The 21,949-nt window shown below is 61.5% G+C and carries 14 protein-coding genes; 4 read left to right on the top strand and 10 right to left on the bottom strand.

Annotated features, from left to right (window positions below; translation table 11 throughout):
- Window positions 1-45 precede the first annotated feature (45 nt).
- From BcanWU425_RS32720 to BcanWU425_RS32735, 4 genes are read right to left on the bottom strand one after another with little or no spacing between them, the layout of a single operon-like run.
- Window positions 46-1,764, bottom strand: coding sequence for a dipeptide ABC transporter ATP-binding protein (locus BcanWU425_RS32720; protein WP_231190956.1), 1,719 nt, complete (start codon window positions 1,762-1,764; stop codon window positions 46-48).
- Between the two features lie 2 nt (window positions 1,765-1,766).
- Window positions 1,767-2,693, bottom strand: coding sequence for an ABC transporter permease (locus BcanWU425_RS32725; RefSeq protein ID WP_231189138.1), 927 nt, complete (start codon window positions 2,691-2,693; stop codon window positions 1,767-1,769).
- Window positions 2,690-3,667 carry an ABC transporter permease gene (locus BcanWU425_RS32730; RefSeq protein ID WP_231189140.1) on the bottom strand — a complete coding sequence of 326 codons (978 nt, stop codon included), beginning with the start codon at window positions 3,665-3,667 and terminating at the stop codon, window positions 2,690-2,692. The genes BcanWU425_RS32725 and BcanWU425_RS32730 overlap by 4 nt, the downstream gene beginning before the upstream one ends.
- Window positions 3,664-5,253, bottom strand: coding sequence for an ABC transporter substrate-binding protein (locus BcanWU425_RS32735; RefSeq protein ID WP_231189142.1), 1,590 nt, complete (start codon window positions 5,251-5,253; stop codon window positions 3,664-3,666). Before BcanWU425_RS32735 ends, BcanWU425_RS32730 begins: the two co-directional genes overlap by 4 nt.
- Window positions 5,254-6,602: 1,349 nt before the next feature.
- Between BcanWU425_RS32735 and BcanWU425_RS32740 the strand changes: the two genes are divergently transcribed.
- The 3 genes from BcanWU425_RS32740 (at window position 6,603) to BcanWU425_RS32750 (ending at window position 9,363) form a co-directional block, all read left to right on the top strand.
- Window positions 6,603-7,079: a GAF domain-containing protein gene (locus BcanWU425_RS32740; protein WP_231189144.1), complete on the top strand. Its 477-nt coding sequence runs from the start codon at window positions 6,603-6,605 to the stop codon at window positions 7,077-7,079.
- 113 nt (window positions 7,080-7,192) lie between these two features.
- Window positions 7,193-7,621 (top strand): bile acid:sodium symporter, encoded by a 429-nt coding sequence (locus BcanWU425_RS32745; protein WP_231189146.1) that lies wholly within the window; start codon window positions 7,193-7,195, stop codon window positions 7,619-7,621.
- Window positions 7,618-9,363 (top strand): gamma-glutamyltransferase family protein, encoded by a 1,746-nt coding sequence (locus tag BcanWU425_RS32750; RefSeq protein WP_231189147.1) that lies wholly within the window; start codon window positions 7,618-7,620, stop codon window positions 9,361-9,363. Before BcanWU425_RS32745 ends, BcanWU425_RS32750 begins: the two co-directional genes overlap by 4 nt.
- An 800-nt stretch (window positions 9,364-10,163) precedes the next feature.
- On the opposite strand, the gene BcanWU425_RS32755 is transcribed toward BcanWU425_RS32750, so the two are convergent.
- Complete coding sequence (locus BcanWU425_RS32755; protein ID WP_231189148.1) at window positions 10,164-11,051, bottom strand: LysR family transcriptional regulator; 888 nt, start codon at window positions 11,049-11,051, stop codon at window positions 10,164-10,166.
- A gap of 105 nt (window positions 11,052-11,156) precedes the next feature.
- Here BcanWU425_RS32755 and BcanWU425_RS32760 point away from each other — a divergent pair, with 105 nt between their 5' ends.
- Window positions 11,157-12,656 carry a CoA-acylating methylmalonate-semialdehyde dehydrogenase gene (locus tag BcanWU425_RS32760; RefSeq protein WP_231189150.1) on the top strand — a complete coding sequence of 500 codons (1,500 nt, stop codon included), beginning with the start codon at window positions 11,157-11,159 and terminating at the stop codon, window positions 12,654-12,656.
- Window positions 12,657-13,132: 476 nt separating this feature from the next.
- Here BcanWU425_RS32760 and pimD read toward each other — a convergent pair whose 3' ends face one another.
- The 5 genes from pimD to tnpC all read right to left on the bottom strand — a co-directional run bounded on the left by pimD (window position 13,133) and on the right by tnpC (window position 21,910).
- A complete protein-coding gene (gene pimD / locus BcanWU425_RS32765; protein WP_231189153.1) occupies window positions 13,133-14,275 on the bottom strand; it encodes a pimeloyl-CoA dehydrogenase small subunit in 1,143 nt (380 codons plus the stop codon).
- A gap of 157 nt (window positions 14,276-14,432) precedes the next feature.
- Entirely contained in the window at window positions 14,433-15,623 is a 1,191-nt protein-coding gene (gene pimC / locus BcanWU425_RS32770) for a pimeloyl-CoA dehydrogenase large subunit (RefSeq protein ID WP_231189156.1), read from the bottom strand.
- Between the two features lie 135 nt (window positions 15,624-15,758).
- Complete coding sequence (locus BcanWU425_RS32775; protein ID WP_231189159.1) at window positions 15,759-16,946, bottom strand: acetyl-CoA C-acyltransferase; 1,188 nt, start codon at window positions 16,944-16,946, stop codon at window positions 15,759-15,761.
- Between the two features lie 441 nt (window positions 16,947-17,387).
- Window positions 17,388-19,484 (bottom strand): 3-hydroxyacyl-CoA dehydrogenase NAD-binding domain-containing protein, encoded by a 2,097-nt coding sequence (locus tag BcanWU425_RS32780; protein WP_231189162.1) that lies wholly within the window; start codon window positions 19,482-19,484, stop codon window positions 17,388-17,390.
- A gap of 797 nt (window positions 19,485-20,281) precedes the next feature.
- Window positions 20,282-21,910, bottom strand: a complete 1,629-nt coding sequence (tnpC, locus tag BcanWU425_RS32785) for an IS66 family transposase (protein WP_231188500.1) — start codon at window positions 21,908-21,910, stop codon at window positions 20,282-20,284.
- Window positions 21,911-21,949 lie beyond the last annotated feature (39 nt).

Here is a 21,949-nt window from a genome sequence, read left to right on the forward strand (position 1 = left end):
CGTTAGGTCGTTGAGCATCACGAGTCAGCTCGATCGGTTTACACCCTAGGACGTCGCCTGGATGAGCTCGATCGGACGATGCATGCTCGGTATCATCGAAAGGAGCGATTCGGTGTAAGGATGTCGCGGATGATTAAACACGTCGTCCGCCTCCCCAATTTCACAGACTTGACCCTTTTGCAGCACCGTGACTCTGTCGCACATTTGACGAACCACAGGCAGATCGTGACTGATAAACAGCATGGTCAGCGATAGCTTTTCTTGTAGGTCCTTCAGAAGATTCAAAATTTGGGCCTGAATTGAGACGTCCAATGCCGACGTCGGTTCATCACAAATCAGAAAGCTCGGACGGCTAGCCAAGGCACGGGCGATTGAAATGCGTTGCCGTTGGCCGCCTGAAAACGCATGCGGATATCGGCCGGCCACGCTTGCTTCCAACCCGACAGCGTTCAGGAGTTCCAACATTAATGGTTCTGCCAGCTGCCTATTCTTTGCGAGTCCAAAGTGAATCATTGGCTCCATGATTATGTCTGCCACCCGCATATGCGAGTTTAGAGAGGAGTATGGGTCTTGGAACACCATCTGGGTCTGGCGGCGGATATGTTGGCGCACCTCGAACCTCGCGGCGTACACATCCTCCCCATTGAAAAGCAGTTCACCGGTACTCGGAGGGTTCAGGCCAGCGACAATCCTAGCGATCGTGCTTTTCCCGGACCCGGATTCGCCGACAAGCCCCATCACCTCTCCGCGGCGGATGCACAGGCTCACATTGTCCAACGCTTTGAATGCCCCGTGCGTCACGCTTCCAAACAGCCGCGGAACTCCAAAAACCCGATTGACTCGGCGCAGCTCCACAAGTGCATCAGCGCCTCCAGAGCCGTGCTGCGAGTTAGATTCCAGCAACCACTTCATGGCGGCATCGATATTCCTAGCGGCCCCAGCGACCGGAAAACGACTAAGCTTCACGTCACCACGCGGAACGACCGATAGCAACGCTTGGCTGTATTCGTGACATGGACGACTAAGCACTGTCGATGTCGTTCCTAGCTCAACGACTTCGCCTGATTTCATTACCGCGACGCGGTCTGTGATTTGGGAGATCACCCCCATGTTGTGGGTGATGAGCATCACCGCTACCCGACGTTCACGAGCCAAGTTCTGAATCAGTTTCAAAATCTGTGCTTGGACGGTCACGTCGAGTGCCGTCGTCGGCTCGTCCGCAATGATTAGTTCGGGCTGCGAGCAGAGGGCGAGCGCGATGACCGCGCGCTGTCGCATGCCGCCCGAAAATTCATGCGGCCAGTTCTTCACTCGTTGGGCGGGCTCAGGGATGCCTACGGCCTCCAACTGACGCACCGCCTCGGCTCGCGCTTCAGCCCGTGACAAAGCCCGATGGGCCCGGATCGTATCAACCAGTTGCCTCTCAATCGTGAAGAGTGGATTAAGGCTGGTCAACGGATCCTGGAAAATGGTCGAGATGCGTCTCCCGCGCAACGCCTGCATAGCTTTGACGTCTCGCGCATCGATGATGTCGCCGGAAAGCCGAACTTCGCCCGCGCTAATTAGTCCTGGAGCCTGGAGCAAGCCCGTGATCGCCGCCCCGACAGTCGATTTGCCTGCGCCGGACTCGCCGACAATCCCAAGTATTTCGCCAGGTGCTATCTCGAGGCTGACATCGCGGACAGCATGAAGCGTGCCATGACGGCTTGGAAAGTCAACGCAGAGCCCGCGAATTGAAAGAACGGGAGGTCGGCCGGATGTCATGTTCAAAGGCCCCTCGGGTTCAGCACATCCCTCAACCAGTCCCCTAGAACATTAATTGCGAGCGCGAGCGTCAGGAGCGCTGCGGCGGGAAAAACTAGAATCCACCACTCCCCCGCGAACAGAAAATCCTGACCGCTGCGTATCAACGTTCCCAGAGAGGGCTGGGTAGGAGGCAGGCCCGCGCCGAGGTAGGACAAAGTGGCTTCTGTAATGATGGAAAGCGCAAGCGAGATTGTTGCTATAACGAGAATGGGACGGCGAACGTTTGGAAGAATGTGCCGCAGAAGCATCGTGCGCGTCGGCAGCCCGATCATTAGCGCAGCCTGGACATATTCGCGCTGCTTTTCCACCATGACCGCGCCGCGCACCGTGCGTGCGTAGGTGACCCATCCGGAAAATCCAATGGCCAAAATGACCATGTAGACCGCGAGCGTATCGCGAACTCCGGGAGCCAAAAGCGTTCGAGACAAGCCCGAGATCAACAGAGCAATGAAGATCGCAGGGATAGACAGCTGAACGTCTGCAATGCGCATGATTGCCGCGTCGGTACGCCCGCCGAAATACCCTGACACCAGACCTAGTGTGACGCCGATCGACATCGACAACAGGACAGCGACAAGGGCCACCAGAAGGGAAACCCGCGTTCCGTAAAGAGTCGCCGAGAGAACATCGCGACCTTGGCCGTCTGTGCCAAGGGCGTAAAAATGTCCGGTAAGATCGTTTGCGCTCCACGGGGGTGTGTTTGCCGATAAGAGGTCGAATGTGCGCGGTTCGAGAATGTCCTGCGGAGCCAGCAGAGGGGCACCCAAGGCTGCAGCAATGAGGATTAGCAGGACCAAGGTCGAGAAAAGTGCCCCGGGAGAGCGCAAGAAGGAGTGACCGATATCTGAACCGAACAGCGCCGCAAACTTTCTGGTCAATCTCTTCACTTGATGCCCCCTACCGCGCGCAAACGAGGGTCCAAGAGGTAGTAGATGCAATCCACCACCATATTGATGGCAACAAAAATAAACGACACAATGAGAAGGTATGTTGCCATGATCGGCACATCTGAAAAACGAATCGAATTAACGAAGAGCAGCCCGACGCCGGGCCACTGGAACACCGTCTCCGTTACTACGGCGAATGCGATAATCGATCCTAACTGCAGGCCAGCAACCGTGACCACCGGGACCATGGTGTTCTTCAATGCATACGAGAAATAGATGAGCCGCTTAGGCAAGCCCCGCGCTCTCGCGAACCGAATGTAGTCGGAGTGCATGACTTCAAGCATTTCAGCGCGAACCAGTCGCAAGATCAGCGTAAGCTGGTAAGCTGCCAGTGAAACTGCCGGCAGGAGAATGGCCTTCCAACCGCTTTTGGTCAGTAATCCAGTTGTCCACCAGCCGATCTTTACTGTGTCGCCACGCCCGAATGAGGGCAGCCACCCAAGTTTAATCGAAAAGACATAGATCAGGCCGATGCCGATCAGAAAGTTAGGTAGCGATACCGCAATCAGCGAGCCAGTCATGCTCACCCGAGACAGTGCGGAGCTCGGACGCAACGCCGTCATCACCCCGAGCGCAATGCCTGCCGACATCGCGAAGAAAAACGACAGTAGCGCTAGTTCGAGTGTCGCAGGCAGCCGTTCAAGGATTAGATCCAACACCGGCCGTCCCACGCGAGTGGAAATGCCAAAATCACCCTGAAGTGCAGAGCCGACGAACCGGAGGAATTGGATGTAAAAGGGGCGGTCGAAACCCAGTTCGGCCGCCAAGCGTGCGCGGTCCTGCGCGCTGGCCTCCTGCCCCAGCATGTTCTGCAGCGGATCACCGATAAAATGAAAGGCGGCGAAGGACAGGAAGGCCGTGACCAGCATCACCGGAAAAACAGACGCCAGTCTGCGCAGGAAGAAGCCAGTCATTTATCTACCTTGACGTTCTTTACATAGATCATGTTGCCGACGTGTGATGTGACGTGAATCTTGCTCTGCATTGCACGCGCTAACATTTGCGCGTGAATCGGAAGATAGAAACACTCGTCCTGGACGACCTTCCAAATTTCAGCGACGGTGGCGTTGTACTTTTCAATGCTGGCCTCCGAGCTAAGCGAATCAATTTTCGCGTCGATCTCTGGGTTCTTGAAATTAACCCCAGCCCAAGTGCCCCGAGAGTGAACAAGGTTTTCAAAAAAGATTTGAGAATTGAACCCACCCCAAGTCATCAGGTAGAAGTCGGTCTTCCGGTGAAGAACCAGCGGCCAGACTGCGGCGGAGGGCTGCACGTCCAGGTTTACAGTTATGCCAATCTTCGCCAGCATCGCCACTAGCGCCTCACAGATGCGTTCATCGCTAACCATGCCATCGTTGGTGCAATTGAGGGTTACAGAAAAACCATCGCCGTAGCCCGCTTCCATCATGAGCTGCCGCGCATTTGCGGCGTCGAACTTCGGCATTCTTCCCAATTCTTGAGTAAAGCCGCTGGCGGATGGCGGAAGGATCGTCCCAAGCGGGATGGACTGCCCCCGCATGATCGTCTTCTGGATGGCTTGACGATCAATAGACATATTCATGGCTTGACGGACCCGCTTATCCGCGAAGGGATTCCCCTTCACGTTTCCGCTTGCAAGTTTATCCTCCCCCATGTTGACGCCAAGAAAAACGGTACGGGATTCAGGGCCCTTAACTACTCGCAGGTCGGGGCTCTGTTCGAGGCGCGAGACATCCTGGGGAGGAACATCTTGCAGAAAATTGACCTGGCCGCTAATCAAGGCGGATACGCGCGTCGCGTCCGACTGGATAGGTGTATAGATAATTCGATCGATGCTCAGCGGGAATTGACCGATACCCCAGTACTTATCATATGCCACCAGTTCTGTCCGGCGATCGGACTCGCGGCTGACGAGCCGGTATGCGCCCGTGCCGTTTTCATGGCGCGCCGCATAGTTCTCTTTCTTCGCCTGATAGTCCTGCGGGGCCACGGAATCGTTCTTCTCGGCCCAAGCTTCGTTCATTATCAAGACGACCGTCAGATTCTCCGCCATCAGGAGGCTAGGGGCCTTGGTCTTGATCTGTACGGTATTGGCATCCTTTGCGACGACGGACTCGATCGCTTTTACGTATGTGCGCACGTTCGACGTCGGCGCCATGGCTCGTCGGATCGAAAATACAACGTCTTCTGCCGTGAAAGGAGCTCCGTCGTGGAAGGTGACGTTCTGGCGAAGCTTGAGCTCCCATATGTCAGGCCGGTCGGGGAGCATGTGCCATTCTGTCGCCAGCACACCGATGAGCTTGCCATCATCGTCTCGTGACACGAGGGGCTCATAGATCTGCTGATTAAACGTATAGGTGGTGCCCTCGTTATACGCATGCGGGTCAAGCGTTTGAACATCTAAACGGCGAGCCCATTTCAGCGTTTCCGCATTCGCGGAAGAAGAAATCGCAAGCAGCGCCGCCGCGCCCACGAAGGGTGCAAGGCGCACGCTCCCACGACGCGCCATATATTTGAGCATTGACATTTCCTTCCCCTGGACAGCTGATTGGGACAAAATCTGTGTGGGTCGAGCCTTTTTTGTTTGCTGCAGTTTGCGGTTTGGTGTCGGTCGTCGTCCGCGAATTCAAGCAGATTTTTGCAGAGATTATGCAAACTTCGCCGCAATGACGCCGGATATCGGTGTGGCCAGCGGTTAGCGCGTCTCTCCCGGTCGTAACCCACCTCTAGGCCCGGGGCGAAAGGCGACTAGCTGTCGCTCGGCAGCTAATTATGGCAGGCCGAACCATGCGGCTTCAAGGGAGTCCCTCAGGTGGATGCTGAACGTGGCCGGTTCGTGTGGCTGTCGGCGTCGCCGCGCGACGGCGCCGATCCGCGGCAGAGGTGGAGCAAGACGTACGGGAGAAGTTCCCCTGGAAAGAATGCGTTCCGCTTTTCGGGACTCCGTGGCGCCATTGGTCGGGTCGGTAAGTGCGACACCTGAACCAGCGCCAAGTAAGCGCCTCGTATCATGGAGCCGAGCCTGCACGCCAACGCTGCGACGACGCCGAAGACGCGAGCCTACGTCCAGCGCAGTAAGAGGGTCAGTCGCGGAATTGGCGGCCGAGCTCGGGGTCGGCGAGACCTCGATCCGGCGTTGGGAGCCGCAGCGCCGTAGCCGACCGGCCGCATGCGCCAAAGTCCCGGGCGGGCCGGACGGCGATGGAGAGCGGCCGGTCTGTGGACTACGGCCATTCTGCGCCGATAGGTTGTTCTGCATCAATTTTCGTTGTGGTTCAGCCGCAAGCGCAAGAACTCCGTCGGTGTTTCCAATATTTTTTACCGGATGAGGCTGCCCATCAGACGGCAATCGCCTCTGTCCTCTTTCGCCGCCACGGCGCGTCAGATCGGCTCTTCCGCCGGTTGCTTTCTACAGCATTCGCGCACGGCGCTCTGCGCCCATCAAGGCTAAGGTCCAACGCGCTCGGTCGTGTCAAAGTGCCTTCGCGGTAGAGATCGCATCCCGCCGATCATCGATCAGCGCCGCCGCTCGTTCCCTGCCCAGGTGTCGCCGCCCCTTCGATCAATTCCAGCGCAAGGCGCCGCAGCCTGGCTGCAATCCAGCGCTGATGGATGAACTTCGCCCAAAAACCCCGCGGCCCGAATGTATCTTGCCCTGCCTGCGGGGTTGCTATGCCCGAGCGAGCCGAGAGCGGGCCAACGATGGATTTCCAGCAGGGCTGGAGGTCTGTGGAGGGGGATCGTCGCGAATTCGGGAACGAGAAGGTGAGGCATGGCGCAGAAGTTAGTGATCACGATGATGCTGCACGAGACGAACACGGTCTCGCCGCTGCCCACACCAATCGAGGCCCTTTTGCGCGTGGTGCTCCTGTGATCGGCGGCGACGACCTGGCGCGGGTCACCGAGGCGGCAAGGACTGGCCCGAAAGCGGCGATTCTGCCGGTCATCGACGAAATCGCCCAATGTCTACTGGGCCATCGGCTGCTGACCGTGATGCGTCTGCACGCAGCGACCATGGAGCTCGAGCGCCTCTACAGCAGCCACGCCGACGCCTATCCCGTTGGAGGCAGGAAGTCGAAGCGCGGCTTGCCCTGGACGGAGCATGTGCTGGTACGGGGCGAAGTGTTCATCGGAAGCCACCCACACGACCTTGAATGGGCCTTCGATGACCATGCGAAACTGGCGGGTCTCGGGCTGGGCTCGGTGATTAATACGCCGATCCTGTTCGACCGACGCTGCCTGGGCGCCCTAAACCTTCTGCACGAGCCCGGCCGCTATCATCCTGGCGACGAGGCGGTCACCAAGCCGCTCGCCTATCTCCTGACCCCACTGCTGCTCGCCGCATGACCACGCTCGTTACCACCCTCCGCCGTCCGAGGCCCGACTCGTTCACCGCCGGCATTTCTGGCGGCTGTCGTGTCGGGGCGCTCCCGGTCCCCAGTCGCGGCGAGGCCGCACACATGCTCGGCGAGCCCTCGAAAATCGGAATCGGCCTGCTGTCCCTCCCGCACGGGGCGAGGCTGTCCCGTCTCGCGGTACCGGCGGGCGCGTGCCATTGGCGGCTGCACCTGGAGGTGCTGGTCTTGACCTTCGTACTCTTCCCCCTGCCGGTATTGGCCGTCGGGCGCCTGACCGCACCCGTTCTCAGCCCCAGGCTGCCGGCCGGTTTTCTGTTCCTGACCCTGCTCCCGTCGACCGTGCAGTCGTTGATCGCCTTCACAGCCGTCGGCCACGATAATGTATCGGCAGCAGTTCGCAGCGCCTCGCTTTCCAACGTCTTCGGGCTTTTCATGACGCTGGTCTTCCAGATCCAGCTCGCCGTCCGCGCCGTGCTGGCTCAGCGGCGCGCGGCTCGCGCGGCGACATTCCGAGGCGAGGTCGCACCATGAGTATCGATTCCTTGTCAGGACTGGGCACGGCCCACCGCCTGGCCTCGATGCGTCCGACCATCGCCGGGACGAGCCATGTCGTCTCAGCGGGCCACTATCTCGCGGCGCAGTCCGCGCTGCAGATCCTCGAAAGCGGCGGCAACGCGATCGACGCTGGCGTGGCCGCGGGCCTTGTGTTGGGCGTCGTGCAGAGCGAGCTTGTTAACGTCGCCGGCGTCGCGCCGATCATTCTCTACCTGGCCGAACGCGACGAGGTAATCACCATCAGCGGCCTGGGCTGCTGGCCTCGCGCCCTTGATCCAGATCTTTTCATGCGCGAGCACGGCGGCGCGATCCCGGAGGGGGTCCTGCGGACTGTCATTCCAGCCGCGCCGGACGCCTGGATCACGGCCCTGGCTCGCTACGGCACCATGAGCTTCTCAGAGGTGGCGCAAAGCGCCATCGGTTTCGCGCGTGATGGCTTCGTCATGTATCCGCTGATGGCGGAGCTGCTACACACCTACGCCGACAGCTATGCGAGATGGCCCAGCTCCGCGACGATCTATCTGCCGGGGGGACGTCCGCCCGAGGTCGGTGATCTGTTCGTCCAATCCGATCTTGGCCGCACTCTGCAGTACATGGCCGACTGCGAGACGGCGGCGCGAGGCCGGAGCCGTGTCGAAGGCCTCGAGGCCGCTCGGGACGCCTTCTATCGGGGCGACATCGCGCGAACGATCGTGGCTTTCCACGAGGAGAATGGCGGCTTGCTGTCGATGCGGGACCTGGCGGACTTCCAGGTCGGCATAGAGCCGGCGGTCAGCGCCAAGTTCCGCAGATCGACGATGTACGCCTGCGGCCCCTGGTGCCAAGGCCCGGCGCTGCTGCAGATGCTGACAATGCTGGCGGGCGTCGACCTGGCTAGTCTGGGCCACAACAGCAGCGCCTACGTTCACACCCTGGTCGAGACCATCAAGCTGGCCTTCGCCGACCGGCATCGCTACTTCGGCGACCCGCGCTTCACCGATGTTCCTTTAGGCTCGCTGCTCGACCCGGCATACGCCGCAGGCCGGCGGGGGCTCATTGACCCGCGCCGGGCCTGGCCCGACATGCCACCGCCTGGCGACCTGGGCGGCGATGCGAGGATCGACGGCGGGGTCCTCGCGGCCCCCAAGCTCGCCGCGCTCGACACCTCCTACGTCGCGGTTGTCGACCGTCGGGGCAACGTGTTCTCCGCCACTCCCAGCGACGTTTCCTACGACACACCGGTGGTCACCGGAACCGGGCTGTGCCCGTCTTCGAGGGGCAGCCAGTCGTGGGCCGACCCGCGACATCCTTCAGGCGTCGCGCCCGGCAAGCGGCCGCGCCTGACGCCCGCGCCTTTCCTTGCCCGAGCGGCGGATGGCGCCTTCACCGCCATGGGCACTCCGGGCGGCGATGTGCAACTCCAGGCCCTGCTCCAGGTCTGGCTGAACCTAGAAGTCTTCGGAATGCAGCCGCAAGCGGCGGTCGAGGCGGCTCGGTTCGCGAGCTACAGTTTCCCAGACTCGTTCGAACCGCACGCTGCGCATCCGGGCCGCCTCAACATTGAAGAACGCCTAGGCCCGCAACAGATTTCCGATCTCCGGATGCTGGGTCACGACGTTGCGGTCTGGCCGGACTGGGCGTGGCGCGCGGGTGCGGTATGCGTCGCCCGCCAACGGCCGGGGGGGACGCTCGAAGCCGCCGCGGATCCCCGTCGCCCGGCCTATGCGCTTGGCCGATAGGAAGGTCACGGATGCATCGCAATTTCCTCGGATTGCTTCTCGCCGTGGCCGACGAGGCCCTCGACGCGGCCCATGATCCTATTCAGCGAGAACGGATAGCTATTTGGCCGCAGTGAGGCGGTGTTGTTGACCGACCTCGGCGAAGGTCAGCTCGGCCGCGCCTCGCCCCCTTCACCACGCACGAGAACAAATGAGCGACGTCTGTACATGCCCAGCCTAGCCGGCGATGCTAGTGCCGTCTGCTTGCGAGATGGCACACCGACCCTGACGCGGCGCCCCTCGAAAGTGCTTCCCGCCGCGGACGACGCTGACGTCGCTGGCGATGCATTCAGCACCCTGGTTCTGCGCACCAAAGAGTTAGCCGATCAGCTTGGGATACGCCAGTCTTTGACTCGACTGACAAAAACAGCAGAGCGGATTAACGGTGTTATTGTCACGTCCGAGGAAGCAAAGAATAGGTACCTCGTTCAAGTCGCGGGCGGCGACGTTCAGCTAGCGCCCTCCCGATCCGTCGGATGCGTACCATGAGAGTGTACTGGTGTTTTGTCCTGAACGGTGACAATGGGAACCCGAAAAAGAAACTGTTGAGGCGGCTCTTTCCAAGCACGCGCGTTGGACCAGTTGTTATTGGCTTGTTCGCGAGAGTCGTCGTGATCACGAACTCTCTCTCCGGGCCATCCGCACCGAGCCGATGCACCTGGATCCCTTTTGCTTTGATTGCCATCTGACGCCGCCTCGTCCGATAAGCGGGTGCCAATCTGGAGAAGCCGTTCGATGCATTCGCCTTTGGTCGGGCCATCTCAGTCCGATACGAACGAAGCCCTCGCGGCCTTCACGGATCCGGATATGAACCGATGCACCTCTTGGACCCGGCGTGTCTCGTGCGTATCGGGATGAGACGTGATCCAGTAATTGCGCACGAACCGGACCTCGGGCAGCAAGCGCTTCAATTCCGGATACCGTTGCGCTGCATAGTCGTGGAGGATCCCAATGCCATGCCCGGCGCGAACCGCTTCGATCTGCGCGACCACGCTGCTGCATTCGTATCGACGTGACATGAGGCGACCCAGAACGGAAGCGTAGTCCAAGGCGCGGCTGTAAGTCATGTCCCCGACATGCGTCACGAACAAACGGCCGCCGAGTTCATCCTGGCTTATGATCGGGCCCTCGCGCCCAAGGTATTGCTCCGCCGCATAGACGCTGAGTGTGTAGTCGGTCAGCTTCGACAGGATTAATCGTCCCCGTTTGGGGCGATCCAACGTAATAACGATGTCGGCCTCTCGCCGCGACAGCGAAAATGTTCGTGGTAACGGCACCAATTGAACAACGAGCCTCGAATGTTTCGCGGCGAGCATGCCGAGCCGATCTGCAAGGAAATAGTTGCCAAGACCGTCGGGCGCACCGACGCGTACGGTACCTGCGAGTGCTTGGCTGGTAGCGCCGATTCTGGAGCCTACTCTGAGAAATTCGCTCTCCGCGCGCTCCGCTGCGGCGACCAACGCCTCGCCCGCCGGGGTCAGAATGCACCCGGACGTATGTCGTTCGAGCAGCTTGGCGTTCAAGCTTCGCTCAAGGGCACTAAGCTGCCGCGCTACCGTCGCATGATTCAATCGAAGACTCTTCGAGGCCTTCAGGATTTGCCCCGCTCGCGCGACCTCAAGAAATATGCGAACCCGTTCCCAGTCCATCGACTACAGTTTCTGCACAACGAAGCCGCACATTCACTTGTTGATGCACGATTGTATGCGCTGCATACCAACGGTGATCAAGCTCTGTTTGCAGGGAAATGCTCAATGTCGACAAAGATTCCGAATTTCATCAATGGCGAGCTGGTGCCAAGCCGCGGCACCCGTACCGTGGCCATATACAATCCCGCGACGGGCGAACAGTCGGGGACGCTTGGATTGGCTTCGGTCCAAGACGTCCGTGCGGCGGCGACGGCGGCACGAAAGGCGTTTCCGGCCTGGGCGAGCACCCCTCCGTTGCGTCGCGCCCGAATCCTCAATCGCTTCTTGCGAATTCTAGAGGATCGGATCGACGAACTCGCCCAAGTAATTACTGGCGAGCACGGCAAGGTGCTGTCGGACGCAAAGGGGGAGATTCAGCGCGGCATGGAAGTCGTGGAGTTTGCCACCGGCGCACCTCATCTTCTCAAGGGAGAGGTGACAGAGAACGTCGGAAGTCGCGTCGACAGTTACTCTCTACGTCAACCGCTCGGCGTTGTTGCCGGGATTACACCATTCAATTTTCCGGCGATGGTACCGATGTGGATGTTTCCGGTCGCCCTCGCGTGCGGCAACACTTTCATTCTCAAGCCGTCCGAACGCGATCCGTCCGCCTCGCTCATATTGGCGAAGTGGCTGAAGGAGGCCGGATTGCCCGATGGCGTCTTCAACGTCGTTCATGGAGACAAGGAAGCGGTCGACGCCATCTTGTCCGACGCCAACATAGTGGCCGTGAGCTTTGTCGGGTCCACTCCGATTGCCCGCTACATCCACGAAATGGCCACTCGAAACGGAAAGCGCTGTCAGGCGCTTGGCGGCGCCAAGAACCACATGATCATCATGCCGGACGCCGACATGGATCAGGCGGTTGACGCGCTGATGGGCGCAGCCTACGGCGCCGCGGGCGAGCGTTGCATGGCGATTTCGGTCGCGGTCCCGATCGGAGACGCGACAGCCGACCGGCTGATCGAAAAACTTGCGCCCAAGGTTCGCGCTCTGAAGATCGGCCCGGGAACCGATCCCGATGCCGAGATGGGGCCGCTTGTGACCAAGCAGCATCTCGACAAGGTTCGTGGCTATATCGACATCGGTGTAGACGAGGGAGCAAACCTGATTGTCGATGGGCGGGACTTCCGGCGCCAGGGTTGCGAGAAGGGATATTTCATCGGGGGGACGCTGTTCGATTACGTCACGACCGATATGAACATCTACAAGGAGGAGATCTTCGGACCGGTGCTCGCCGTCGCACGCGCCAAATCATACGATGAGGCCGCCGAGATGATCAACGCGCACGAGTTCGGCAACGGCACCGCCATCTTCACGAGGGACGGAGATGTCGCGCGCGAATTTGCGCATCAAATTCAAGTCGGGATGATTGGCATCAACGTACCGGTCCCGGTTCCGATGGCATTCCACTCATTCGGCGGGTGGAAGGCGTCCCTGTTTGGTGATCACAACATGCATGGACCCGAAGGGATACGGTTCTACACTAAATTGAAGACGATCACGACACGGTGGCCTACTGGCATTCGCTCTGGAGCTGAGTTCGTCATGCCGACGATGAGTTGACGGCGAAGTGCACGGATCATCGATCTTCGCTAACGGGCTCAGCGGGTCGCGACTTCGTGATTCAATGTCCGAGCGTTGGAGCCGCGATGGTCGGTGTCGGGAACACCTCAGCATATCGATAAATTCGTGCACTAGGCGTTCCGATGTCTGAATCGCCGGCGCGGCCTACGGCAGTCCGCTTCTCGTTCTTCCCCGGGCGTCCTTGCAAAGAAAATGCACAGTTCATGGCGCGGCAGGCGCAGGTAACGACGGCCACCTTAGCGGTGAGATCGAACGGGCCATTTTTATTGTTGTCACCTTCCCTGATTCCGCCTGCTCCGCCATTGCCAGAAGCGCAAGCGACGAGGCAATCCAGACTGTCTCGTGGAAAAGATACTGGATTGCTTCGCTTCGCTCGCGACCCGGGCTCATCGCTTCCGCCTTCGCTCTTTGAGCTTCGGCGGACAGGTTGCGATGCCCCGGGATGACGACCAGTGTCAGATCAACCCACCCGCGTTCCCGACGCGGCGCTGGTGGTAATCGGTGTCGCCGAACGAGTTCTCGATCATGGTCAGGCGCTTGAAATAGTGGCCGATCTTCGCCTCCATGGTCATGCCGATGCCGCCGTGGAGCTGGATGGCCTGCTGTCCGACGAACTTCAGCGACTTGCCGATCTGCACCTTGGCCGCCGCAACGGCGTTGCTGCGCTCCTTGGCGTCCTCGAAATCAGCAGCCATGGTCGCGAACATCGACATCGATCGCGCCTGCTCGGTGGCGACAAACATGTCGGAGGCGCGGTGCTGCAGCGACTGGAACGAGCCGATCGGCACGCCGAACTGCTTGCGGGTCTTGATGTACTCGACCGTGGTCTTAAGCGACTCGTCCATCAGGCCGACCGCTTCGGCGCAAAGCGCGATGCGAGCTTCGTCGACCACACGCTCGATCAGCGCGAGCGAGTCGTCGGGATTGCCGAGCGCCGCATCGGCACCGACCTCGACGCCGGTGAAGGTGATGTCGGCGGCGTGCAGGCCGTCCTGGGTCGGGTACGACTTCTTGACGACGCCCTTGGCGTCGGCCGGCACCAGGAACACGCCGATGCCGCTCTTGTCGCGGCGCTCGCCCCTGGTGCGCGCGGTGACGATGAGGGTATCTGCATTCTCGCCGTTGAGCACGACGAACTTCTCGCCGTCGATGACCCAACCGTCGCCCTTCTTCTTCGCCGTCGTGGTGACGTCGAAGAGATCGTAGCGCGAGTTCTTCTCGAGCTGGGCAAAGGCGAGCGTCTTGCTGCCGTCTACGATGCCGGGCACATGCGCGGCCTTCTGCGCATCGCTGCCCGCATGGCGCAGGAAGCCGCCGCCGATCACGACGGTTGCGAGATAAGGCTCGAGCACCAGTGCCTTGCCGAGCGCTTCCATCACGATCATGGTCTCGACGCCGCCGCCGCCGAAGCCGCCATCGGCCTCCGCGAAGGGCAGACCGAGCAGGCCCTGCTCGGCGAGCTTGCCCCAGACCGCTTTGCTCCAGCCGCCCTTCTCCTTCATGTACTTCTTGCGGCTCTCGAAATCGTAGGAATCGGTCAGCAGGCCGTAGATGCTTTCCTTGAGAAGCCGTTGCTCCTCGGTCAAATCAAAATCCATGCTGCTCTCCAAATGGGCGGGAATTGCCCTGCCGTCGGCTCACCCTTAGACGTCAACCCGGGAAAGCGGGGAACCAATAAACGCGGCCGCCTGCCATGCTCGCGACCGCCGCGGCCTGTTGGATCCCGCCCCACCGCGCAATTGCGTAATTCGCGGGTCAAAGTCCTAGCACCGCTTTGGCAATGATGTTTCGCTGAATCTCGTCGGAGCCGCCGTAGATCGAGACCTTGCGGTTGTTGAAGTAGCTCGGCGCGATCTGGGCGGTCCAGTCCATGGCTTCGTTCGAGCCATCATGGCCGTGCACATCGTAGGGCGCGGCGAGCGGGCCGATGACCTCCATCAAGAGCTCGGTGGTGGTCTGCTGGATCTGGGAGCCCTTGATCTTCAGCACTGAGGATGCCGGGTTGGGCTTTCCCTTGCCGTGCTTGCCTTCGTCGGCGACGACGCGGAGCTGGGTCAGCTCGAGCGCCTTCAGCTCGATCTCGCAGGCGGCCAATTTTTCGCGGAACGCGGCATCCTGGATGAGCGGCTTGCCGCCGGACTCGATCTTTGAGGCCAAATCGCGGATGCGGCGCAGCCGCTCCTTGGAGAGGCCGACGCGAGCCAAGCCGGTCCGCTCATGGCCGAGCAGGAATTTTGCGTAATCCCAGCCCTTATTCTCCTCACCGATCAGGTTCTCGTAGGGGACCTCGACGTCGTCGAAGAACACTTCGTTGACCTCGGCGCCGCCATCGATGGTCTGGATCGGACGCACCGTGACGCCCTTCGCCTTCATCGAGAACACGATGAAGGAGATGCCCATCTGCTTCTTGGCGGAAGGATCGGTGCGGCAGAGGCAGAAGATCATGTCGGCGTGCTGGGCGAGCGTGGTCCAGGTCTTCTGGCCGTTGATGATCCACTTGTCGCCGCTGCGCTCGGCCTTGGTCTTCAGCGAGGCGAGGTCAGAGCCGGAGCCGGGTTCGGAGAAGCCCTGGCACCACCAATCGTCGACATTGGCGATGCGTGGCAGGTACTTCTTCTGCTGCTCCTCGTTCCCGAAGGTGTAGATGACGGGACCGACCATGCTGACGCCAAAGGCGAGCGGTGGCTGTGCCGGATAGGACTGTAGCTCCTCGGTGAAGATGTAGTGCTGCACGCTTGTCCAGCCGGTGCCGCCATATTCCTTGGGCCAGTGGCTGACGCCCCACCCCTTCTTGTTGAGGATGCGCCACCACGTCACCGTCTCGTTTTTGGAGAGGTGGCGGCCCTCGACCAGCTTGCGCCTTGTATCCGGCGGCACGTTGTCGCGGAAGAATGTCCGCACTTCCTCGCGAAACGCCTGCTCTTCCTTCGTGAATGCGAGATCCATCGTGTCCTCCTGTAAGGGGCGCCCCGAAGGTCGGGACCCATAACCGCCGGCCTTCGTTGTTACGAAAGCCACTCCCGTCAAAATCCGGCCGCGGAGCATGGGTCCCGGCCGCGCGTGCGCAATTGCGCAACTAGGTTACGGCAAGACCTCGAACAAACCCGCCGCGCCCATGCCGCCACCGACGCACATGGTGACGACCGCGTATTTGGCTTTGCGGCGACGGCCCTCAATCAAGGCGTGGCCGGCCAGGCGCGCGCCGGACATGCCGTAGGGATGGCCGATCGAGATCGCGCCGCCGTCGACGTTGATTCTTTCGGGATCGATGCCGAGCTTGTCCCGGCAATACAGCACCTGCACAGCGAAGGCTTCGTTCAGCTCCCACAGGCCGATGTCGTCGACGCTCAGGCCATGACGTTTGAGCAGGCGCGGCACGGCGAAGGCCGGGCCGATGCCCATCTCATCCGGCTCGCAGCCGGTGGTGATGAAACCGCGGAAGATGCCGAGCGGCTTGAGGCCACGTTTGGCCGCTTCCTTGTCGCTCATGATCACGGAAGCGCTGGCGCCGTCCGAGAGCTGGCTGGCATTGCCGGCGGTGATGGTGAAACCTTCGCCGCGCACGGGCTTGAGTCCGGACAGTCCTTCGGCCGTGGTTTCGGGGCGCGGGCCCTCGTCCCGCGACAACGTCACCTCCTTAAAGCAAACCGCGCCGGTCGCCTTATCCGTGACTGCCATCTGGGTCGTGATCGGCGCGATCTCCTCCCTGAACTTGCCGCCCTGCTGGGCGGCCGCGGTGCGACGCTGGCTCTCCAGCGAATATTCGTCCTGCTTCTGGCGCGAGATGCCGTAGCGTTTGGCCACCACCTCGGCCGTGTCGATCATGGGCATATAGGCATCGCCCTTGATCTTGAGCAGCGCCGGATCTCGCACGTGGAACGAGTTCATCTTGTCGTTCTGCACGAGGCTGATCGACTCGCCACCGCCGCCGACGGCGATCTCGACTCCGTCAAAGATCACCGAACGAGCGGCGAGCGCGATGGCTTGAAGCCCCGAGGCGCATTGCCGGTCGACCGTGCTGCCGGCAACGGTGACGGGCAGGCCGGCGCGCAGCAGCGCCTTGCGCGCGATGTTGCTGCCGGTTGAACCCTGCTGAAGCGCCACTCCCATCACGACGTCCTCGATCTCCTTCGGATCGACCTTGGCTCGGGCGACGGCCTCGGCGATCGCGTGGCCGAGCAGGGTCGCGCCCTCGGTGGCGTTGAGCGCACCGCGATAGGCCTTTCCAATCGGGGTACGGGCGGTGGAAACGATGACAGCGTCGGTCAAGAACGATCTCCTGATGCGAGTTGGTTGGATTGTGACGATTTCTGCTGCCGCGCTGGCCATGGCCGCGAGTTTGGTGCAGTTGATCGGGCGGTCGCGAAGCTCGAGCGCGTGCGCGAGCCGTAGTCAGCGGCTGCCTTCGACAATTGGCCAGAGAGGGTGCCATGGACGATGTTGTCGCCCCAACGCGCCCTCGAAACAAACTGTTCGCCGGGATGGGGCATGTTCCGCAATACATCACTCATCATTCCGGCGTGCGACCACAGGCTCCGCGCAAAACGCGCCCGATGAGAAGCTCCGTCGCGAGCTCTAACGCGCAATGCGAATCAGAAAGTCCACCGAGCAGCGTACTCGAAGGCGAGATGATTTCCCCGTCAGGCCTTTCGGGCCACCCACGTCGCGTAATCGCGAAACGTGGAACAACGAAAGGATTGGCAGCCGTCATCACGCCGCCTTGGACGCCGCCGCCAGCGACCAAAACGTCTTGCCTTCGGCCGCGAGCTTCTTCAGCAGCGGCGCGGGCTCGAGGCTCGGATCGTTGGTCTCCTTGGCGTAGAAGGAGAGCCGATCGGCGATGTGCTTGAGGCCGACGGTGTCGGCCCAGAACATCGGGCCGCCGCGGTAGATCGGCCAGCCATAGCCATAGAGCCAGACCACGTCGATATCGGACGGTCGCGCGGCGATGCCTTCTTCCAGGATTTTCGCGCCCTCGTTGATCATCGGGTACATCATGCGCTCGAGGATCTCGTCGTCGCTGACCACGCGCTTCTTGCGGCCGAAATGAAGCAGCGTCTCGTCGATCAGCTTCTCGACTTCGGGATCGGGCAGCGCCGAACGGGAGCCGGCTTCGTATTTGTAATAGCCCTTGCCGGTCTTCTGGCCGAAGCGACCGGCTTCGCACAGCGCATCCGCGATCTCCGACTTGATGCCGCGGTCCTTGCGCGAGCGCCAGCCGATGTCGAGGCCGGCGAGGTCACTCATCGCGAACGGCCCCATCGGCATGCCGAACTTCGTCACGACGGCGTCGACCTGCTGCGGCAGCGCGCCTTCGAACAGCAGTTTCTCCGACTGCTTGCCGCGCTGGGCCAGCATGCGGTTGCCGACAAAGCCGTCGCAGACACCGACCACGGCCGGCACCTTTGCGATTTTGCGTGCGATGTTGACAGCAGTCACCAGCGCATCCGGCGCGGTCTTGTCGGCGCGCACGATCTCGCACAATTTCATGACGTTGGCGGGCGAGAAGAAGTGCATGCCGAGCACGTCCTGCGGGCGCTTGGTCGACTTCGCGATCTCGTCGATGTTCAGGTACGAGGTGTTGGAGGCGAGCACGGCGCCCGGCTTGACGTACTGGTCGAGCTTGCCGAACACTTCCTTCTTCACCGCCATGGTCTCGAACACGGCCTCGATCACCAGGTCAGCATCACCGACGTTCTCGATGCCCACGACGCCGTTGATCAGCGCCATGCGCTTGGCGGGCGCATCCGCCGGGATGCCGCCGCGCGCCGCGGTCGCTTCCCAGTTCTTCTGCATGATGCCCATGCCGCGCTTGAGCTGCTCCTCGCCGGTCTCGATCAGGGTGACGGGAACGCCGGCATTGGCAAAGGACATCGCGATGCCGCCGCCCATCGTGCCGGCGCCGAGGATGGCGACGCGGTTCACGGGCCGCGGCTTGGTCCCTTCAGGAACGCCGGCGATCTTGCTGGCCTCGCGCTCGGCAAAGAAGGCATAACGCTGCGCCTTGGACTGATCGCTGGCGACGAGCTTCAGGAAGCCCTCGCGCTCCTTCCTGAGGCCCTCGTCGAACGGCAGGTCGATGGCGTAGCCGACCGCGTCGGCCGCTGCGAACGGCGCTTCCAGGCCGCGCGATTTCTTGGTCATGGCGGCGACCGCATTGGTGAAGATCGAGCGGTCGGCCTTGGCCGCCGCGATCTTGGAGTCGTCGTCACGCAGGCGGCGCAGCGGACGCTTTTCAGCCAGCAGCTTTCGTACGAAGGCTTCGGCTCCGGCAGCCGGGCCCTCGACGATCTCCTCGATCAGACCGTTCTTCAGCGCTTCCGCAGCGCCGATCGGATCACCGCCGACGATCATCTTGACCGCGAGTTCCGGTCCGACTGCGCGCGGCAGGCGCTGGGTGCCGCCGGCGCCCGGCAGCAGGCCGAGCTTCACCTCGGGCAGGCCGAGCTTGGCTTCCTTCACCGCAACGCGGAAATGACAGGCGAGTGCGACCTCGAGGCCGCCGCCGAGCGCGGTGCCGTGGATCGCGGCCACGACCGGCTTCGGTGAATTCTCGATCTCGGAAAGCACGTCGTTGAGGGCGGGCGGCTTCGGCGGCTTGCCGAATTCGGTGATGTCGGCGCCCGCGATGAAGGTGCGGCCGGCGCAGGTCAACACGATGCCCTTGATAGCGGGATCGGCGACCGCCGCCTTGATGCACTCCAGAATTCCGCCACGAACCGCGGCGCTCAGCGCGTTGACCGGAGGGCTGTCGACCGTGACGATCCCGACTTCGTCATGACGCTCAAGCTTGACCACTTCGCTCACAGTGGGCTCCTCAGTGAAACAATAAAATCGGGTGGGTAGCGGACCAGTTCAGCTAGCAAGGCTCAAACGCTCGGTGCGATGCCTCGAACCAGCCTGCTGATGATGATTGCCAGACATACGCTCTGCCGTCGGTGTGACTCGCAAGGGACGATTTCCGGGAGACTGATTTATTGCCGAACTGGTTGCGTTGCCCTGTTGGGTACCCGGGCCGCACTAGTTCGGGTCCGAGCAGCATCAGGTTGCACCGCCACCGGATTATTTGCTGCAAATCCCGCCTGCTGCGCCGGAAACACTCGGCATGCTTGATCATGCGGAGGCGGTAAAAGTGTCTAAACATGCCCAGCTACCATGTCCTTGGGACAACCGTCTTTATTGGAACCCATCCGAACAGGTTCAGTTGGGAGGCAGTAGAGTAACAGGATGTCCATATCGATTAATGCAATGGCCCGGAGATTTATGCTGAATTTCTGCGCAACCTCCCCTTTTTCGGCCCGAGTTGATCATGAGCCGTCGGGCTGCTCGATTCCGACCAATCACGACGCATTTTGCGCTGTTTGCGAGTGCCGATTGCCTAGCACCGTTGTGGCACGAGCCAAAAACCAGACCCCCCTCCGTAGTCAAAGGTCGCACGACAGCGATTTCGCCGAGCTCGGGCGGAGCGAGCGTTAACCCAACCGCGCAACCGTTGGACTTGAGGTCCGGACGCACAACAGCCAGTGCAACCGCTAGCTGATCCGCTCGACCGGGCAGCGACTTCGTAAGCATCCGGCGAAGACCGCGCGCGGGTCATTTTCGGCTCAGGCGGCTTGATCAACGTTCCGGATAGCAGAGCGCCAATTCCATGGCAGCAGTTCGTCGAGCCTTTGGACGGGATGCTCTGCGATGCGCGCCAGAACGTCGGCGAGCCAGGCTTGCGGATCGACATCGTTCATCTTGGCGGTGACGATTAGGCTGTACATCACCGCCGCCCGCTCGCCGCCGCGATCCGAGCCGCAGAACAACCACGACTTGCGACCTAAAGCGATGCCGCGCACGCCACGCTCCGCCGCATTGTTGGACATGCAGATGCGGCCGTCGTCGAGGAAGCGTGTGAACGCGGTCCAGCGCTTGAGCATGTAGTCCATTGCTTTGGCGATGTCGTTGCGACGTGAGAGCTTGGCGCGTTGCTCGCGCATCCAGGCTTCTAAATCGGCGATCAGCGGCGCGCTCAGTTCCTGGCGGACGACCCGGCGCCGTTCGGGCGTCTCGCCGTTGATGCCTCGCTCGATCTCGAACAGGGCGTCTATCCGGCGGACTGTTTCCAGCGCCAGCGGCGAGATCACTGCCGGCTTCTTGCCCTGAGCCTTGCGACGCGCATTCTCGGCCAGATCAGCCATCACGAAGAACGGCCGCCGGGCATGGACCCAGCACGCGGCTTCCAGGATCGGACCTGCGTTGCGGCCCGGTTCGTAAAGCCTGCCATAGCCCCCATAGGCATCGGCCTGGAAGATTCCGCTGTAGTTGGCCAAGTGAGCCTGGGGATGCTCGCCGGCCCGATCGCGCGAGTAATAGAACACCGCCCCCGGCGGGGCCGGCCCTCCAAAGGGCTTGTCGTCGCGCACATAGACCCAGATCCGGCCGGTGTCGGTCTTGCCTTTGGCCAGGACCGGGACCGTGGTGTCGTCCCCGTGCAATCGCTCGGCGCTCAGCACATAGGCCTCGAGGCGCTTGAACAAGGGTGCCAGCGCCGCGGTGCAGCCGCCGACCTGGTCGGCCAGGGTCGACAGACTGATCGGCACACCCTCCTTGGCATAGCGCTCCGCTTGCCGGTTCAGCGGCTGATGTTGACCAAACTTCTCGAACAGCACCATCGCCAGCAGGCTTGGCCCCGCCCAGCCGCGGGCAAGCACATGGAACGGCGCCGGAGCCTGGCTGATCTTCTCGCAATCACGGCAAGTAAACTTCTCGCGGACGTGCTGGATCACTTTCCAGGATTTCGGGATCACCTCCAGCGTCTCGGTGATGTCCTCGCCGAGCTTGGACAGCCGCGCGCCGCCACAGCAGGCGCACGCCACAGGTCCCGGCACTATCACCCGCTCGCGAGGCAGATGCTCCGGGAACGGCTGGCGTGACGGCCGCTTGCGCGTGAACGACGCCACCTTCGTGGTTTTGGCCGCGGCCATTTCGGCGGTGAGTTCGTCCTCCGTCGCCGAACTCTCCAGCTCCTCCAACGTCAGTTCAAGCTGATCCAATAGCCGCGCGGTACGCTCCGAGCGCGGACCATGGCGGTCGCGGTTAAGTTTCTCGATTTGCAGCTTCAGATGGGCGATCAACGCCTGGTCGTCGGACTGCCGGGCACGGGCGGCCGCAGCCTCCGCCCGTGCAACGATCAATGCCGCTTGCAGCGTTTCGACGTCGTCTGGCAGCGATTCAAGGTCGTCACCCATGGCCCCGATGGAATCACAAAAGAGGCGATTTGAGGCCTC

It is taken from the genome of Bradyrhizobium sp. WU425 (assembly GCF_021052305.1).
Taxonomy (GTDB): domain Bacteria; phylum Pseudomonadota; class Alphaproteobacteria; order Rhizobiales; family Xanthobacteraceae; genus Bradyrhizobium; species Bradyrhizobium canariense_D.